The organism is Pseudideonella sakaiensis (assembly GCF_048320135.1).
GTDB classification, from domain to species: Bacteria; Pseudomonadota; Gammaproteobacteria; order Burkholderiales; family Burkholderiaceae_C; genus Ideonella_A; species Ideonella_A sakaiensis_A.
The window spans coordinates 5,269,095-5,286,184 of sequence record NZ_CP182947.1 but is presented as its reverse complement, the minus strand read 5'-3'; the positions used below and the strand labels follow the sequence as shown (position 1 = coordinate 5,286,184).

The 17,090-nt window shown below is 68.1% G+C and carries 12 protein-coding genes and 1 pseudogene; 7 read left to right on the top strand and 6 right to left on the bottom strand.

Going from position 1 to position 17,090, the window contains the following annotated elements:
- The first annotated feature begins 83 nt into the window (after positions 1-83).
- Positions 84-398 carry a c-type cytochrome gene (locus tag ACNH6H_RS24195; RefSeq protein ID WP_418320823.1) on the top strand — a complete coding sequence of 105 codons (315 nt, stop codon included), beginning with the start codon at positions 84-86 and terminating at the stop codon, positions 396-398.
- An 81-nt stretch (positions 399-479) separates the two neighbouring features.
- Here the strand turns inward: ACNH6H_RS24195 and ACNH6H_RS24190 are convergent, their stop codons facing one another.
- Together ACNH6H_RS24190 and ACNH6H_RS24185 are read right to left on the bottom strand one after the other, a co-directional pair.
- A complete protein-coding gene (locus ACNH6H_RS24190; RefSeq protein WP_418320822.1) occupies positions 480-887 on the bottom strand; it encodes a hypothetical protein in 408 nt (135 codons plus the stop codon).
- 214 nt (positions 888-1,101) lie between these two features.
- Entirely contained in the window at positions 1,102-1,893 is a 792-nt protein-coding gene (locus tag ACNH6H_RS24185; RefSeq protein WP_418320821.1) for a glutathione S-transferase N-terminal domain-containing protein, read from the bottom strand.
- Between the two features lie 223 nt (positions 1,894-2,116).
- Between ACNH6H_RS24185 and ACNH6H_RS24180 the strand changes: the two genes are divergently transcribed.
- From ACNH6H_RS24180 to ACNH6H_RS24170, 3 genes are all read left to right on the top strand, one after another.
- The gene (locus ACNH6H_RS24180; RefSeq protein WP_418320820.1) at positions 2,117-3,859 is read left to right on the top strand and encodes a hypothetical protein; all 1,743 of its coding nucleotides are present in this window, start codon (positions 2,117-2,119) and stop codon (positions 3,857-3,859) included.
- 636 nt (positions 3,860-4,495) lie between these two features.
- Entirely contained in the window at positions 4,496-5,059 is a 564-nt protein-coding gene (locus ACNH6H_RS24175; RefSeq protein ID WP_418320819.1) for a phosphatase PAP2 family protein, read from the top strand.
- The gene (locus ACNH6H_RS24170; RefSeq protein WP_418320818.1) at positions 5,056-7,248 is read left to right on the top strand and encodes a S8 family serine peptidase; all 2,193 of its coding nucleotides are present in this window, start codon (positions 5,056-5,058) and stop codon (positions 7,246-7,248) included. The genes ACNH6H_RS24175 and ACNH6H_RS24170 overlap by 4 nt, the downstream gene beginning before the upstream one ends.
- On the opposite strand, the gene ACNH6H_RS24165 is transcribed toward ACNH6H_RS24170, so the two are convergent.
- Together ACNH6H_RS24165 and ACNH6H_RS24160 are read right to left on the bottom strand one after the other, a co-directional pair.
- Positions 7,182-9,005: a DUF885 domain-containing protein gene (locus tag ACNH6H_RS24165; RefSeq protein ID WP_418320817.1), complete on the bottom strand. Its 1,824-nt coding sequence runs from the start codon at positions 9,003-9,005 to the stop codon at positions 7,182-7,184. The two genes, ACNH6H_RS24170 and ACNH6H_RS24165, sit on opposite strands and share 67 nt — an antisense overlap.
- Positions 9,002-9,910: a dienelactone hydrolase family protein gene (locus ACNH6H_RS24160; protein WP_418320816.1), complete on the bottom strand. Its 909-nt coding sequence runs from the start codon at positions 9,908-9,910 to the stop codon at positions 9,002-9,004. Before ACNH6H_RS24160 ends, ACNH6H_RS24165 begins: the two co-directional genes overlap by 4 nt.
- A gap of 166 nt (positions 9,911-10,076) precedes the next feature.
- Here ACNH6H_RS24160 and ACNH6H_RS24155 point away from each other — a divergent pair.
- Positions 10,077-11,872: pseudogene (locus ACNH6H_RS24155) on the top strand (SulP family inorganic anion transporter).
- Between the two features lie 6 nt (positions 11,873-11,878).
- On the opposite strand, the gene ACNH6H_RS24150 reads toward ACNH6H_RS24155, so the two are convergent.
- Together ACNH6H_RS24150 and ACNH6H_RS24145 are read right to left on the bottom strand one after the other, a co-directional pair.
- On the bottom strand, positions 11,879-15,244 hold the full coding sequence (locus tag ACNH6H_RS24150) for a PAS domain S-box protein (RefSeq protein WP_418320815.1): 3,366 nt from the start codon (positions 15,242-15,244) through the stop codon (positions 11,879-11,881).
- Positions 15,245-15,331: 87 nt separating this feature from the next.
- A complete protein-coding gene (locus ACNH6H_RS24145) occupies positions 15,332-15,733 on the bottom strand; it encodes a nuclear transport factor 2 family protein (RefSeq protein WP_418320814.1) in 402 nt (133 codons plus the stop codon).
- A 244-nt stretch (positions 15,734-15,977) separates the two neighbouring features.
- Between ACNH6H_RS24145 and ACNH6H_RS24140 the strand changes: the two genes are divergently transcribed.
- Together ACNH6H_RS24140 and ACNH6H_RS24135 are read left to right on the top strand one after the other, a co-directional pair.
- The gene (locus ACNH6H_RS24140; RefSeq protein ID WP_418320813.1) at positions 15,978-16,634 is read left to right on the top strand and encodes an RNA polymerase sigma factor; all 657 of its coding nucleotides are present in this window, start codon (positions 15,978-15,980) and stop codon (positions 16,632-16,634) included.
- Positions 16,621-17,088, top strand: coding sequence for a cupin domain-containing protein (locus ACNH6H_RS24135; protein WP_418320812.1), 468 nt, complete (start codon positions 16,621-16,623; stop codon positions 17,086-17,088). Before ACNH6H_RS24140 ends, ACNH6H_RS24135 begins: the two co-directional genes overlap by 14 nt.
- The last annotated feature ends 2 nt before the right edge of the window (positions 17,089-17,090 follow it).

Genomic DNA, 17,090 nt, shown 5'->3' with positions numbered 1-17,090 from the left:
ATCATCACATACGAATAGATAGAACTTCCCGCCCTGCCGCCATCGGCGGGTCGACCGCTCAACCCAGCCCACCAGCCCATCCGATGAAAACCGTGTTCTCCTTTGTAGTTGCCGCCGCAGCGGTTGCCGCCGCCGTGCCGGCCCATGCCAACCTCGCGCTGGCACAGAAAAACGCCTGCATGGCGTGTCACGCCGTCGACAAGAAGGTCGTCGGCCCGGCGATCTCGGAGATCGCGAAAAAATATGCCGGCCAGAAAGATGCCGCGACGATGCTCGCCGACAGCATCCGCAAGGGCGGTTCGGGCAAGTGGGGCCCGGTGCCGATGCCGGCGCAGCCTAACCTGAGCGAAGCCGATGCGAAAACGCTCGCCGAATGGGTGCTGACCGGCGGCAAATAAGCCCGTCGACTGCCGGCGATCGAAAAACAGGAAACCCGCTGAGCCGTCAGGCCAGCGGGTTTTTTCATGCGTGCCGAACGATCAGCGGGTCTGCGGCTTCACCGCACCCTGTTTCGAGGTGCCGGCTGCGCTGTTCGCATTGTCTTCCTGACGCTCCTTCGCGTTGGCAACACCAATCGCCCTGCCCTGCGCCTTCGCATTGACCGCGCCACGAACCTTTTCTTCGACGATCTCGTCCCGCGCGCTGCTCTTGACCCTGTCCTCCTCACGCTCGGCCTGCGTGCGCACGCGCGACGCATCGACGACAAGCTGGGGCTTGCCGTCGAGCACGGTAGTCATGCCATTCATAGGATCGATCGCTCCGCCGGCCGTGCCGGTTTGCGCCAGTGCGGCGCCGGTCAGGCTGAGGAGTGCAATGCAGGTCGCTGCGAAAGGGGTCTTGTTCATGTCGGCTGCTTCCGTTCTGGTCCACTCGAGGTTCCGCAGCAATGCGGGATTCCGGTGAGGTCTCCGGGACCCGTCGGGTCCCGGGCGATGCGCTCACTGTTCCATGAGGGCAGGGCCGGCGAGATAGGACAAGCTTCACACCTCGCGTAGGAATCGTTGGCGGGCGCTGACAAAGCTGCGCCTGTCGCATCTTTTCGATCGGCGTAACCGCGGCGGCGGCAAAGTCCGGCCGCCATCTGATGCAGCCCGGAGTCCGTCAGCCGGCTGTCTGCGGCGACAGCGCGTAATGGTGTTCCAGGTAGTCGATGATCGCGTCCGACTCGAACAAGGCCTCGCCGGTATTCGGATCTTCCAGGTAGGGCAGCTGAACCCGGCCGGTCCGTTCGAACATCTCGGCCCGCCGCCCGCCGGGTTCTGGCCGGTAGGGCCCGGGGCTCAGCCGCTGCGCGGCCGGCCCGAGCTCTCCGACAGCTTCCTTGCCGACGTTGTGAAGCTGATAGGCCAGTTCGAGTTCGGTCAGCCGCTCGCGGACCAGCCGCGAATACGGGCTCGACTCGAAACTCCACAGGACGAGCCTGCGCCTCGGCCGGCGCGCCGGCCGCGCATCGATGCCGCGCCCGCCACGCAGCAGGCTGCCGAGCGCGGCCAGCCGCGCAGAAACCGCACCGGCCTGATAAGCCCGCGGCGGCGCAGTGCCGGCATAACGGCGAAACAGGTGCTCGATCACCGGCGCCGCGCCGCTGACGCGGACCCCGGCGTCGGCATCGACCAGCAGCGGCAGGTCTTCCCCGTCACCGAGCAGCGCCTCCGCAGTCGGCCGGAAGCGCTTGCCGCCGATCGGGCAAGGCAACACGACGGCATCGAGCCCGAGCGCGGTCAGCACCTCGCGCACCTGCCGGCAGGCGGTGCTGCCTTCGAGGTCGTACAGCTTCAGCTTCTTCTTCGGCCGCCGCACCGTCGGCAGCAGCATCGTGCCCCGCCACAGGTCCATCGTCGACAGCAGCGTCGACGACAGCAGTCGGGCCTGGCGGGATATGGCCTGTCGCACGCGGGTCTCCTGTCTTTGCCGATGCGGTCGATTGTGCGCGGCAAAGCAGCCAAACTATTCGTTAGCCAGCGGCGTTGCTGGCCGGCGTCGGGCGGCCTTGCCGACGGCTCGCGCATCCCACAGAATCGTTGCATCGCGGGCAACGCCACCGGCCATGGAATCTGCAGTCATTTCGGGGGACGAAGCCTGGATTGATCTCCACCGGGCCCGTCGCGCCATCCTGGTGGTCGACACCGTCGAATCGGTGCGGCTGCTCCAGCGCGACGAGGGCAACGTCATCTCCCGCTGGCGGCGTTTCATCCACGAAGTGACGCGAGATGTGCTGCCGCCGCTGGATGGCCGGCTGGTCAAGAGCCTGGGCGACGGGCTGCTGATCGAGTTTGCGGGGGACCCGACTTCGGTGATCGAGGCCGCGTTCGAGATGAACCGGCGCATCGCGACGTTCAACGACCCGATGCGGCCCGATCTGGCGATCGTGTTGCGGCTTGGCGGGCATATCGCTGACGTCGTGATCGATGAGCTGGATATTTACGGCCATGGCGTCAACCTTGCCGCCCGGCTCGCGACGCTCGGGGGCGGCGGCGAACTGATCGTTTCCGACGAGCTGCGCGACCTGGTTCTGCCCGGCGTCGATGCCGAAGTCGAGGACCTTGGCCTGTGTTACCTGAAGAATCTCGACGGCCCGCAGCGGGCTTTTCGCATCGCTCCGGTCAGACAAGGCTTGTCGACCGGGGCGGCACCCGCCGGTGATGGCGCGGTCCACGGCGGCGCCGAAGAGCGGGCCGGCATCGCGGTGATCCCGTTCGCGCCACGTGGCGGCGCGGCCGAGCAGGAGCCGATCGGCCACGTGCTGGCCGACGACATCATCGCGGTGCTGTCTCGCATTCCCGGCTTGCGGGTTGTCTCTCGTCTGTCTTCGGCATGGTTCAGCCGCCGCAACGAGAGCGAGGCGACGATGGCCAAGCTGCTCGACGTTCAATATGTGCTGCGCGGCAATTTCCTGGTCCGCGGGACCCGGTTGCGGCTGTTCGCCAATCTGCATCAGTTGCAGAGCGGCGAAACCGTCTGGGCCGACGAGTTCGACGCCGATGTCGATGCGCTGCTCGGCGGCGACAGCCCGACCGCCGCCGATGCGGCGGCCGCCGTCTGCCGGGCCATCGTCGGTTGCGAGGCACAGCGCGCACAGACGGTTCCGCTGTACAACCTGCAGAGCTATTCGATCCTGTTTGCCGCGATCAGCCTGATGCATCGGTTGACCCAGCGCGACTTCCAGCGTGCCGGCGACATGCTGAATTACCTCGTTGCGCGGCATCCGAAAGCCACGACACCGCGTGCCTGGCTCGGCAAGTGGCATGTGCTGAAGGTGGCGCAGGGTTATTCGAGCGAGCCGACCGACGATGCACGGCAGGCCCATGCCGTCGTGCAGCAGGCACTCGACCTCGACAGCGAGCACGCGCTGGCCTTGGCCATCGACGGGCTGATCTGCGCCTATATCGGCAAGGACCTGGCCACTGCCGGACGCCGCTACGAGGCTGCTCTGCGCGCCAATCCGAACGAGGGCCTGGCATTGCTGTTCCAGGCATCGCTGCATGCCTACGAGGAGCGAGGTACCGACGCCGTGAACTGCGCATTGCGCGCGCAGCGGCTGTCGCCGCTCGACCCGCTGCGCTATTACTACGACAACTTCACCTGCCTCGCCCATCTGTCCGCCGACGACTATCCGGCGGCGGTCGAGGTCGGCATGCGCTCGCTGCGCGCGAACCGCAGCCACGCCTCGACGCTGCGCATGCTGGCAATCGCTCAGTCGCTCGGCGGCGACCTGCCAGCGGCCCGCGCGACCGTCGCCGAACTGCTGACGCTCGAGCCCGGCTTCACGCGGGAGGCCTTCTTCAAGCGTTTTCCCGGCCCGCCTGGCGAGCGGACGACGCGTTATGCCGATGCCCTGTCGGCCGCCGGGCTGCCCTGAATTCCGCTTCGCAACAACCGGGAGCATTCGATGCCCTACTCGTCTGCCGGCTCGGCCGGTTCCGCAGGTTCCGCAGGTTCCGCCGGTTCGGCTGGGTCCGCAGGCTCGGCGGGCTCCGCCGGCGCAGCCAACGGTTTGCCGGGGTATGCCGGCGAGTTGATCAACCCGCTGCTGCTGATGGCCGTCGAGGCGTCGCGGCAGCATCTGCGCGAGGCGTTTCCCGAAACTTGGAAATGGAGAAGCGAGTTTCCAAACTCTCCGGCGTGCAAGCTGCTGCCGATCGATTCGCCGGAGATGCTGAAATGCTGGCAGGGCGACTGCCGGGCCGAGGTGCTGCGCTTCGAGCTGATGGAGGGGCTGAGTTTTGAAACCCGCCCGGCAGATACCGCGGCGGATCCGGAATGCGGCGGCAAATCATTGCGGTGGCGAAACGATGAACTGCCACTGGTCACGATGATCCGCCCGACGCTGACGGTGCTTCACAAGCAGGCGGCATGCGTTGCCGACCGGGCCAGGCTGCGGTCGCTGGTCAAATCCGATGAACCCGCAGTCCGCGACCGGCTGCTCGAGATCGGCACCCAGGTCACGCCGCAGTTTGCCTTCTGGTGCAGCGTATTGCCGATTCACCCGCAGCGCATGCCGAAGACGCTGGAGCTGATGCAGCTGGCGCTCGACCTCGCATTCACCGTCGTACAACGTTTCAAGCACGCGCTCGCGGTGCCGCGCCCGCATGAAATCGATCCCGGGGTCAGTCCTGCCTTGCTGACACCCGGCCACGGCAGCCTGCCGAGCGGACACGCCACCGAGGCGTTCACGGTCGCGACGCTGATGACGGCATTCCTCGGCAACGATCAGGCCACCGGAAAACTGTTGCGCCGTCTGGCCCAGCGGATCGCCGACAACCGCGAGGTGGCCGGCCTGCATTACGCCATCGATTCGCTGGCCGGCCAGGTGCTCGGGCAGGTGCTGGGCGCCTTTGTTGCCGCGCGTTGCGGCGCCGGCAAGGTTTCCAGCGGCACGTTTGATGGATCGAACCTCACCGGCGACGAAGAATGCATGGAGTCCGGCGAGCCTTCGAACATTGCCGCGGTGCAATCGGGTGCTGACATCAGCGTCGAATCGAGTCCGCAATTGGAATGGTTGTGGAACCAGGCCAGGCTTGAATGGGGAGCCCCACTTCCTGCGGAGCCGGCGAAATGAACTGGCCGCTGCCGGCCGACGGCGATGCCGGGCCCGGAATGTCCGACCCCTATCTGATCTGGGCGGCGGCGACGAATGGGGCCTACCTTGCAAATCGCGGCACCGAACGGCTTCGACTGGCGCTGCGTCTGCGCGACCCGGCGACGCTGGCCGCACTGCTGAAAATCGATGGCCTGACGGTACCGGCGATCTACCGTGACCGGTCGATCGACGCAACGGCGGCGCTTCGCTCGGACGCATTCTGCACCGCAGAGATCACGGCAGATTCGCCAGCCGCAGACTGGCAACGGTTGCACGAGCTTGCCGACGTGCTGCTTGCCGAACCAGGCATGGCGAGGCCCGATGCGCCGCCACAATCCCTCGATCGGCTGCGCGAGACGCAGCCAAACTCCGCCACCGCACCGTCACGTCCAGCCAAGGTGGTGATCGGCGTGATCGACGGCGCATGCGGCTTCGCGCATCGGCACTTTCGCCGCCGACAAGAAAATGCTTGGACCAGCCGACTGCTCGCCTTCTGGGACCAGCAAGGCGATGCCGATGCGGACCTGCCGGCGCGTGCCGTCTGGCAGCGGCCAGTGGAGTTCGGCCATGGCCGCGAATTGCGGATCGACGATTTCGACGCCTTGCTGAACCGCCACCTCGGCACCGCAGCCGACGACGACGAATCGCAGGCATTCGGCGAGCGGGCGATCTACCGCGCGCTCGGCGTCGGGCTGCCGGCCGTCTCCGACTGGTCACACGGCACACATGTGCTCGACATGGCCGGCGGCTCGCCACCCCTTGAGCAGCCGGCGCCGCTGCGGTCGAACATTGCCGGCGGCGATGCGCCGCTGCAAGCGGTAGCCGCATCGGATGTCGACGCAGCCGGACTGGTCTTCGTGCAACTGCCCGAGGTTGCGCTGCGCGATACCAGCGGGCGCTGGATCGCCGCACTGGTGCTCGACGGCATTCGCTACATCCTCGCGCGCGCCGGCGCCGAGGCCCGGGTCGTGATCAACCTGAGCCTGGCCGCATTCGCCGGCCCGCACGACGGCAGTTCGATGATCGAGCAGGCGATCGACGCGCTGATCGACGAGCACCCCGACCGGCTCAACGTCGTCGTTGCCGCCGGCAATGCCGGCAAGCCGCGCGACGACGGCGACGGCGGCGTTCGCCGCTGCCATGCCGAGGTCTGCCTGCAGCCTGCGGGCGGCAACGATGCGACGTGCTCGCTGGAGGTCGAGATCGACCGCGCCGATGCGAGCGAAACCTTCATCGAGCTCTGGTTGCCCGACGAAGCGAGCGGATACGGCGTGACGGTCGAACTGCTGCCGCCACGCAATGCGCATGTGATCTGCGCAGCGCCTGGCGAGCAAAAAGCTTGGCGCCCCGATTCCGGTGCGCCGGCGCTGGCGATGGTCGTCAACCTCAGCAACCGCAGCGGTCCGGGCCCGCGCGGCAACGGGCCGATGGTGTTGCTGGCGATCGGCACGACGCGCAACGTCACCGGATTCAAGGCGCCGGTCGGCATCTGGCAGATCCGCGTCACCCACCATGGTCATTCGCCGGTGCTGCTGCAGGCCTGGATCGAACGCCGCGACATCCCGGGTGAACTGGCCGGCGAGCGCCCGCAATACGGGTTTGTCGGCAACGCGACGGCTGGCAGCTCCTCGACTGCGAATACGCTCGGCAGCCTTGCGAACGGCCGCAACACGATCGTCGTCGGCGCGGCCGAGTATCCGCAGGACGGGGAGCGACGCATCGCCGACATCTCTTCACGTCGTGCAGAGATGCCCGCCCAAGGGGTCGCCGCCAGGCCGATTTCTGACCGGCCGCAGTTTTTCGCGCCGGGCGAATTCGCCGCCGCCGGCTTTCTCAGCGGCAGCCGCAAGACGCTGAAAGGCACCTCGATGGCGGCGGCCTGGGTGACCAGGTTGGTCGCGTCGCGCCTGCTCGCCGACGGAACTTCGCAGAAAGGCGTGCGCGCGTGGTTGCAATCACTCGGAACGCCGGTCCACCAGGCAGGCGCGGGGCGCAGCGGGCCGCACGGTACCGGCGCCGCAGCGGCCATTGCCACAGCTGGCTACAGCGCCGTCATCCTGCCGCCGACGCAGCAAGCGGAAAACGATGCCGGCCCGGCCCCTCACCGACTCGCCGCGATCCAAGCCTCGACCTGCGAATCGAGCACGTCGAGCGGCATCGGGCCCTGATCGAGCAGCACCATGTGGAAGCGGCGGATGTCGAAGCGGTCGCCGAGCGCGGCCTTCGCGCGATCGCGCAGTTCGATCAATTTCAGCTGGCCGATCATGTACGACAGCGCCTGCGCCGGCCACGCGGTATAGCGGTCGACTTCGCTGGCGACCCGTTCCGCGCCCATGCCTGTGCGATCCACCATGTAGTCGATTGCGCGCTGCCGGCTCCAGCCCTCGGCATGGATGCCGGTATCGACGACCAGCCGGGCGGCGCGCCAGATCTGCGCCTGCAGATGGCCGAAGCGGCTGTACGGATCCTTGTACAGCCCGAGTTCGCCGCCGAGCGTCTCGGCATACAGCCCCCAGCCCTCGATGTAGGCGGTGTGGAAGGCACCGCGGCGAAAGGCCGGCAGTTGCTTCAGCTCGACCGCCCGCGCCGCCTGCAGATGGTGGCCGGGCACTGTCTCGTGAGCGATCAGCGTTTCCATCTCCCATTTCGTGCGCGTCTTGTAGCGCAGGATATTGGCATTGAACCAGCCGGGGCGGCTGCCATCGAGCGACGGGCCCGAATACGTCTCCGGCCCTTCGGTCTGGCCCATCGCCTGCGCCGCGCGGATGCCGTACGGCGCGCGCGGCAATTCGGCAAACAGCTTCGGCAATTCCGGATCGATGCGTTTTGCGATGTCGCGGTAGCCGGCGAGCAGCTCGTCACCGTTGCCGTAGAAGAACTTGGGGTCGCTGTTCAGGAAGCGCACGAAGGCGGCAAAGTCGCCGTCGAAGCCGGTGCTGCGCTGGATCGCCTCCATCTCGCCGCGCAGCCGGGCAACCTGCTGCAGGCCGATCTGGTGAATCTCGGCCGGCGTCAGCGAGGTCGTCGTGTGGTTGCGCACCAGCGCGGCATAGATGCGCTGGCCGTCCCGATAATTCAGCAATGCGCCATCGGCCGGCGCGGCGGCGAGGTAGGCACCGCCGACGAAGTCGCGCAGCCGACGCATCGCCGGCAGCACCTCGGTCAACACCGCGCGTTCGCCGCGTTCACGCAGGGCCTTCTTTCCATCCTCCGGAATCGCCGAGCCGAGACGGGTGAACGGCTCGAAATATGGGCTGCTCGCCAGCGGCGCGGCGAGCAGCGAATCGATCTGCGCCAGCGCGCGTTCGAGGCCGGCACGCGGCGGCACCATGCCGGCACGTTGCGCGAACTCGAGCCGGGCGATCTCCTGTTCGACACGCAGTGGATACGCCGCCATCCGCGCCAGCAGCCGCTCGACATCGGCAATGGTTGCAACCGGCATCACCCGCAACAGGTCGGCCAATGCGCCGTGGAACGAATCGACACCGCCGTTGACCGACATCGCCTGGTAGGCCTCGAACTGCTGCATCAGCACATTGATGTCGGCGGTATGGCCGAGCATCTGCAGCGAAACCCGGTCGGTCGTCGACAGCCGGCCGGCGTCGATCCGCCGCACGCGCTGCTGCAGTTCGCGCCACCAGGCTTTCCGCTCCTCGATCGCTGCCGGCGACGCATCGAGCAGGCGGTCGCCAAAGCGGTGGTCGCCACGGTAGCTGGCCCACTCCGGATACATCCGCGCGGTTTCGTCCCAATAGGCGTCGAACAGCGCATGGGCCTTGCGCGTCTCCAAGGCATCGGCGGCAGGCTGTGCAGTCGAAGCGGCCATCGCAGCCGGCGCACGCGGCACGCCGCTGCAAGCGCCCAGCAGCGCCGCAGCGAGCAGGCAGACGATCGCCTGCGCCATGCAAGCGCAGCGGCTGCTCACGATCGCAGTGTCCGCTCGAACAAGGCCAGGCTGCGTTGCCAGGCCTCAGCCGCTGCAGCGGCGTTGTAGCGCGGCGTCGTATCGTTGTTGAAGCCGTGTTGTGTGCCTGGCCAGGTGTGGGCGTCGTACTTGACGCCGGCGCTTTTCAGCGCTGCTTCATAGGCCGGCCAGGCGGCATTGATGCGCTCGTCGTTTTCGGCAAATACCAGCAGCAGTTCGGCCTTGATATGGCCGGCCTGGCCGGCCGGTGCCGGCCCGCCATAAAACGCCGCGCCGGCGCGCAGCTCGGGCACACGGGTCGCGAGGAAATTGACCATGCCGCCGCCATAACAGAAGCCGATTGCGCCGAGCTTGCCGTTGCCGCCGTCGATCTGCCGCGCCCAATTCGATGCCGCAACAAAATCCTCGCGCGTCTTCGCCTGGTCGAGTTGCGCAAACAAGGCCCTCGCCTTGTCTTCGTCGCCGGGATAGCCGCCGAGCGGAAACAGCGCATCGGGCGCCACCGCGATGAAATTGGCCAGCGCGAGGCGGCGCGTCACGTCCTCGATGTGCGGATTCAGGCCGCGGTTCTCGTGGATCACCAGCACCACCGGCAGCGCCGTCGTCGCCTGTACCGGCCGCGCGACATAGGCACGCAGCTTGCCGTAGCCGGCTGGCGAATCGACCTCGACGAACCGGGTCGCCAGCCGCGCATCGGTCGCCGCGACCTTCTGCGCCCGCGCGAAATCCGGGCTCAGTGCGGCCAGCAGCGCGGTGGCCGTCATCCCGCTGGCGGCTGCAAAACCGGCCGCGCGTTCGAGAAAACGCCGGCGGTCGATATCGCCGTGCACATACTGGTCGAACAAGCACCACAGGTCGGCGTCGATCGCTGCGGCATCGATGCGGGGAGTTGGCTGGTCGGTCATCGTCAGACTCTCGCGGGGTTGGACAGAGGCTGCTGTTTTACACCGCCGCCCAGCAATCATGCTGCGCGCAGGCAGATGGCGGATGGCGCCAGTGGGCGGCGGGAACCGGAACACAATCACCGCCTAACCCCGCCGCCGCCGACAACCCGATGAAGTTGATTCGCCGATGAGCGCGCCGTCGCCCGCTCCGCCACCACCGCCGCAGCCGCCCGGCCAGGGTCTGGCCCCGCGCCTCGCGACGCGCCGCGGCTGGGCGCGCTGGTTGCCGGGCCTTCAGTTGCTGCGCGACTACCGCGCCGAGTGGCTGCGCCACGATATCGCCGCCGGCCTGGTGTTGACCGCGATGCTGGTGCCGGTCGGCATCGCCTATGCGGTGGCGTCCGGCGTGCCCGGCATTTATGGGCTGTACGCGACGATCGTGCCGCTGCTCGTCTATGCGGTGTTCGGGCCGAGCCGCATCCTGGTGCTCGGCCCCGACTCGGCGCTCGCGACGATCATCCTCGGCGTCGTGCTGCCGCTGTCCGGCGGCGATCCGGCGCGGGCCATTGCGCTGGCCAGCATGATGGCGCTGGTCTCCGGGCTGGCCTGTCTGGCGGCCGGCATCGCGAGGCTCGGCTTCGTCACCGAACTGCTGTCGAAACCGATCCGCTACGGCTTCATGAACGGCATTGCGCTGACGGTGCTGATCAGCCAGCTGCCGAGCCTGCTCGGCATCTCGATCGAGCGCGACGGCCCGCTGCAAAGCCTGGCGACGATAGTCGATGCGGTGCTCGACGGCCGCACCCATCTCGTCACCTTCGCGATCGGCGCAGCCAGCCTGGCGCTGATTCTGATCGCCAAACGGTTTCCGCGCATCCCGGGCATGCTGATCGCGGTGGTTTCGGCGGCCGTCGTCGTCGGCCTGCTCGACCTGTCGGCAAAGGCCGGCGTTGCGGTGCTCGGTTCGCTGCCGCAGGGTCTGCCCGGCTTCGTGATCCCGTCGATCACGGCTGCCGATATCGGGCCGGTCGTGCTCGGCGGCCTGACCGCGGCACTGGTCTCGTTTGCCGATACCAGCGTGCTGTCGCGCAGTTATGCGGCGCGTTTCAACACCCGGGTCGACCCGAATCAGGAGATGGTCGGCCTCGGCGCAGCGAATTTTGCCGCCGGCCTGTTCCAGGGTTTTCCGATCAGCAGCAGCTCGTCGCGCACGCGGTTGCCGAAGCCGCCGGCGCCCGCAGCCAGCTGACCGGCGTCGTCGGCGCGCTCGGCGTTGCCGGCCTGCTGCTTGCCGCACCCGATCTGTTGCAGCACCTGCCGACCAGTGCACTCGCCGCGGTAGTGATCGCGTCGGCGATCGGCCTGCTCGAGATCGCCGACCTGCGGCGCATTGGCAGGATGCAGCGCTGGGAATTCTGGCTGTCGATCGGCTGCACCGCCGGTGTCGTCGTGCTCGGCGCGATACCCGGCATCGGGCTGGCGATCGTGATCGCGGTGATCGAGTTCTTATGGGACGCGTGGCGGCCGCATTCGGCGGTGCTCGGCCGTGCCGCCGGTATCAAGGGATACCACGACATCACGCGTTATCCGCAAGCCCGGCTGATCCCGGGGCTGGTGTTGTTCCGCTGGGATGCGCCGCTGTTTTTTGCCAATGCCGAGTTTTTTCACGACCGCGTGCTCGCCGCGGTGGCGGCCTCGCCAAGCCATGTCAGGCGCATCGTCGTTGCCGCCGAGCCGGTGACCGGCGTCGACGTCACTGCCGCCGACGTGCTCGCCGAACTCGACGACCAGTTGAGCGCAGCCGGCATCGAACTGTGTTTTGCCGAAATGAAGGACCCGGTGAAGGACAAGCTGAAGCGTTTCGGCCTGTTCGGCCGCTTCGGCGCGCAACGGTTTTTTCCGACCGTCGGTGCAGCGGTTTCCGGTTATCTGAAGGACCACGAGGTCGACTGGATCGACTGGGAAGACCAGCCGGCCCGATGAGGCCACTCAGGCGGTTTCGGTGCGCCCCGCCAGCAGGTCGCGCAACTGTTCGAGATCGACCGGCTTGACCATGTGCTCGACAAAACCGGCGGCCAGCGCTCGCTCGCGGTCGCTTGGCTGGCCGTAGCCGGTCACCGCAACCATCTGCGGCGCCGCGGCGCCGAATTCGCTGCGCACGCGGCCGGCCAGTTCATAACCGTCCATGCCGGGCAGGCCGATGTCGAGCAGCAGCGAATCGGGCCGCCAGGCCCGCACCATCTCGATCGCCGCCGGCCCGGAATGGCTGACCTGCACCTCGAAGCCGAAATTTTCCAGCGCCTGCGCCAGCAGCACCGCCGCATCCTCGTTGTCGTCGACGACCAGCACGCGGGTCGTCTGGCCGAAGCGGCCGGCCGGCGCCGGATCCGGCCGGCTCGGCGGCACCGCATCGGCCAATGGCAGCACGACGGTGAAGGTCGAACCGCGGCCGGCACCGTCGCTGGCCACCGAGACCTCGCCGCCATGCGCGGCAACCAGCCGGCGCACGATCGTCAGGCCGAGGCCGAGGCCGCCGGCAGCCCGCTCGATCGACTGCCCGCCCTGGACGAACAGCTCGAAGACATGCGGCAACAGGTCGGCATCGATGCCGACACCATCGTCGCTGACGGCGATCACCACGTTGCCGCCGTCGCGCCGCGCCTGCAGCGTCACCCGGCCGCCGGGCGGCGTGTATTTCGCCGCATTGGTCAGCAGGTTGACGACGATCTGCTCGAGCCGCGCCGGATCGCCGAGCAGGCGCAGGCCGTCATCGACAAACATCTCGCGTGCATGGCCCTTGCTGTCGAACAGCTGTCCGGTCGTCTCGGCCGCACGCTGGCAGACCTCGCCCAGATCGACCGGCTCGATGCGCAGTTCAATCTTGCCGCGCGCGATCCGCGAGACATCGAGCAGGTCGTCGACCAGCCGCGTCATGTGGCGCACCTGCCGCTCGAGGATCGCGCGTTCGCGCGTCAGATCCTGGCCTTCGCGACGCTTCATCAATTCGAGTGCGGTGACGATCGGCGCCAGCGGGTTGCGCAATTCGTGGCCGAGCATCGCGAGGAACTCGTCGCGCGCGCGGCCAGCCGCCTCGGCGTCGGCGCGCGCCGCCTGCGCCTCCTGCAGCAGCCGCGCCTGTTCGAAGCTGAGGCCGGCGCGCACGCCGACCTCCTCTGCAAAGGCCAGTTCGTCGTCGTTGAACGCCGGGTGGTCGGCATCGCGGGTCAGCGCCAGCACGCCGATCACCTTGCCCTGCGCGGTCAGCGGCACGAGGATGTAGGAGCCGAGGTTCCAGCTTTTCAGTTCGGCCCGCTGTTCCGGATCGGCGGTATACGCGTCGATCAATTCCTCGGTGACCTGCGAGCGCTCCGGCTTGCCGCTGCGCAACACGCCGGGCACGCCCCAGCCGAGATTGGGGTCGATCGGATGGCGGGCGACGAAGGCGCGCGTCGCCTCGGCCATCGCCGGATCGCAGTGCGCGACCGCGGCGGCGCGGATCGAGCCGTCGGGCTGTGGCACATGCACCGCACACCACTGGCCCATCGTCTCGACCAGCATCTCCGACAGCGTCTGCATCACCTGGTCGGCGCCGCGCGTCTCGCCGACCAGCCGCGCAGTGATGCGGTCGAGCAGCGCCATCCGCTGCCGCGCGGCTTCGGCTTCGGCACGTGCGCGCTGTTCCGATTCGAGCAGCCGCTGCCGCTCGGCCTCGTGCGCGATGCGCTCGGAGATGTCGATGTTGGCGCCGATCCACTCGACGACCTCGCCGTCGTCGTCGAAGACCGGCGCGCCGCGCACCGACATCGGCACATAAACGCCGTCGTGGCGGCGCACCCGGTATTCGATGACGAACTGCTCGCGGTTGCGCACCGCCTGCTGCCAGACGTTGCGCACACGTTCGCGGTCGTCCGGATGCAATGCCTCCCAGCCTTCATTGGCGAGAAAAACCTCGCGCGACTGGCCGGTGAAGGCACGCCAGCTCGGCGAATCAACCTGGATCTGGCCATTGGCATCGGTCTGCCAGACGATGTCGCTGGTCGCCTCGGCCAGGCTGCGAAAACGCCGCTCGTTGGCTTCGGTCTGTGCGCGTTCGGCCATCGCCTCGGCGCGCAGCACCCGCTCGCGCAGCGCCATCTGTTCGGCCTGCAGCCGCTTTTCCTCGGTCGTCTCGCGCACCACGGTGCCGACCATCCACGGCACACCGGCGCCATCGAAGACCGGAAAGACGCTGGCCTCGAAATGCCGCCGCTCGTCGGACGCTGGCGTCGCCGCCGTCACCTCGACACCGACCACTGCCTCGCCACTGTCGAGCACGCGCCGGTGCACCGCTTCGAGGTGGCCGGCAACATCGGGAACGACCTCGCGTTGCAGGCGGCCGACCGTCTGCTCGATCGGCACGCCGTTCAGCCTGGCCAGCCGCTCGTTGATGCGCACATAACGCAAGTCGCGATCGAGAAACGACAAGCCGACCGGCGCGGTCTCGAGGATGCTCTCGAACAGCGCCAGCGAGCGCTCGGCCTCGGCACGCGCCTTTTCCTCGCCCTGCAACGCGGCGGCCAGCACGCGCCGCTCGTCGTTGCGGTCGGTGATGTCGCGGGTCACGATCATCGCGCCGCCTGGGCTGCCGTCGGCGCGGCGGATCGGCGTCGCGGTGCCTTCGAGGGTGCGCAGCGAGCCGTCCGGGCGGCGCACGAACCACTGCGCGCCGTTGACGCGCCGGCCGTGCAGTGCCTGCCACAGCGGCGTTTCGGCGAGCGGCAGCGGCTTGCCATCGGCACGTTCGAGGCCGTACTGCGCCGCCCACTGCTCTGCGCTGGTCGGCTGGTACGGCCGGCCGTGCTGCAGCTGCGCTTCGGCGTTGAAGATCAGGATCTCGCCGTTTGCATCGGCGACGATGATGCCTTCGCCGCTGTTCTCGACCAGCGAGGTCACCAGTTCGAGGTCGTGGCGGTTCTTCTCGGCGCGCGACTCGACGCTGCGCTCGTACACCGATGCCAGCCAGCCCGGTTCGTCGCCGACGGCGAGCAATGGCGAGATCAACAGCCTGACATCGACCCGCGAGCCGTCCTTGCGCTGGAACTGCAGCGGAAAACCCTCGCACGGCGCCTCGCCGCGAATCGTCCGCTCGAAGGCCTGCTGGATCTGCCCGATCTGGTCGGCCGGCCAATACGGGAACGGCGCGCGGCAGCCGAGCAGTTCGGTCGCATCGAAACCGAGCATGCGGCAGAATTCGGGGTTGACATAGGACTGCCGGCCGCTGGCGTCGACTGCCGCGAGGCCGGCGCGGGTCGCCTCCTCGATGGCGCGCAGCAGGGCGGGGTCGAGCTTCGCGGGTTGCCGGGCGCCGAGCGACATGGTGGTACTGCTGCCATTGACGTGGGAGCAAGCATGATAGCGGGGCCGGCGCAGGCCCCGGGAGCAGCCGCAGGATGCCCGACCGTCTCAGTCGCCGCGCAATGCCATCGCGTGTTGCCAGGAGTCGGCGGCGTGGCGGAAGCGCTGCACCCGACCGCGCGGATTGAACTGGAAGATGTGCACCTCGCCGGCCTCGACGATGTGCTTTCCGGTCGCGCGCACCTTCGCCTCGAGGCTGACCAGGCCGAGCACGGTATCGGCATCGCCGAATACCTTCAGCGGCTGGAACGACAGGAACTCGAGCGCGGCGAGCTCGTTGAAAAATTGCTGCGCGCCGGCGTGGCCGCGGCGCGGCTGCAGCCACGGCACCGGGTTCGGAAAGTGGCCGTATTCCCATTCGATGTCGTCGGCCAGGCAGGCCAGGATCGCGGGGATGTCGCCGCGGCCGAACGCGGCATAGATGTTCTGGACGGTCTCGACAGTGGTCATCGTGTGCTCCGGAAAATGGCAGGGAGCCGCCCCGCCGCGGCGCGGCCAACCGGTGCGTCGGTCTGGCGCGTGTTGCGTCTACGGCCGATGCGGCTGGCTGGATGCAGGCCGATCGGTTATGCATCCGGTGCGCCGCCGCGCCCGTATGCCGCTGATGGAAAGCGTGCTTCAGCGTGACAGCGGCGGGCCTTGGCGCGCCACGCGGCGAGTGCTACCGTGGCGGCGATCTGCTGCGCTGCCCCGCATGTCCGCCGCCGACCCGTCCTTCCCCGATCGCGCCGCCACCGCCGCGGAGGCTGGCCGCGCGGAGCGCGATGCGCGCCATGCCGAGTTGCTGGCCGCCTCCGCAGCCGGCGATGCCAGCGCATTCGAGGTCTTTTTCGATGCCACCGTCGGTTATGCGCGGGCGCTCGGCCGCCGCATGCTGCGTGAACCCGAACTCGACGATGCGCTGGCCGGTGCCTATTTCGACGCCTGGCGCCATGCCGCGCAGTTCGACGCCGCCCGCGGCAGCGCGGTCAGCTGGTTGCTGACGATCGTACGCAACCGCGCGCTCGACCGCCTGCGGCAGCCGCATCCAATGCTCGCGTCGATCACTGCCGACGGCCATGACCGCATCGACGACGCGGCCGATCCGGCTGACGGACCGGCCGAGCGCCTGTGGCAGCTGGAAACGCAGCAGCGCCTGCATGCGGCGCTTGCCGGCCTGTCGGCCAGCGAGCGCTGGGTGCTGGGCCTGGCCTATTTCAGGGATTTGTCGCACCGCGAGATCGCGCAGGCGACCGGGCTGCCGCTCGGCAGCGTCAAATCGCTGATCCTGCGCGCGCAACACAAGATCAGGGCACGGCTGCAACCGCCAGCCACCGAGCATGGAGAATCCGCCGACCATGGCCACCGATGAGATCAAGACCGATGGCTTTGCCGAACTGAGCGCGCTGCTCGCCGGCGAACTGATGCCCGAGCCGGCGGACGAAGCCGGCGTCGGCCGGCTGCGCCGCAAGATCCTGAACCGCATCGCGTCGGCCGAGACCGGCCGCCACCTGACCGTGCAGCCCGGCGATGGCCACTGGAACGCGCTCGGCGGCGGCCTGGAACTGAAGGTGCTGCACCGGCACGGCGATCTGATGTCGTATCTGGTTCGGATGGCGCCCGGCAGCGTGTTGCCGCCGCACCGCCATCCGGTCGACGAGGAATGTGTCGTGCTCGACGGCGAGGTGCAGGTCGGCGAATTGCGGATCGGCCCCGGCGGATTCCACCTCGGCCGCAAGGACCTGCCGCATGCGGCGGTGCGCAGCGACGGCGGCGCGTTGATCTTCCTGCGTGGCGCAGTGCCTGATCTAGCGCATCTGATCTGACG

Coding starts and splice junctions, on each gene's coding strand:
- ACNH6H_RS24195 (WP_418320823.1), top strand. CDS start 84: ATGAAAACCGTGTTCTCCTTTGTAGTTGCCGCCGCAGCGGTTGCCGCC.
- ACNH6H_RS24175 (WP_418320819.1), top strand. CDS start 4,496: ATGCCGAAGACGCTGGAGCTGATGCAGCTGGCGCTCGACCTCGCATTC.
- ACNH6H_RS24170 (WP_418320818.1), top strand. CDS start 5,056: ATGAACTGGCCGCTGCCGGCCGACGGCGATGCCGGGCCCGGAATGTCC.
- ACNH6H_RS24160 (WP_418320816.1), bottom strand. CDS start 9,910: ATGACCGACCAGCCAACTCCCCGCATCGATGCCGCAGCGATCGACGCC.
- ACNH6H_RS24150 (WP_418320815.1), bottom strand. CDS start 15,244: ATGTCGCTCGGCGCCCGGCAACCCGCGAAGCTCGACCCCGCCCTGCTG.
- ACNH6H_RS24145 (WP_418320814.1), bottom strand. CDS start 15,733: ATGACCACTGTCGAGACCGTCCAGAACATCTATGCCGCGTTCGGCCGC.
- ACNH6H_RS24140 (WP_418320813.1), top strand. CDS start 15,978: ATGTCCGCCGCCGACCCGTCCTTCCCCGATCGCGCCGCCACCGCCGCG.
- ACNH6H_RS24135 (WP_418320812.1), top strand. CDS start 16,621: ATGGCCACCGATGAGATCAAGACCGATGGCTTTGCCGAACTGAGCGCG.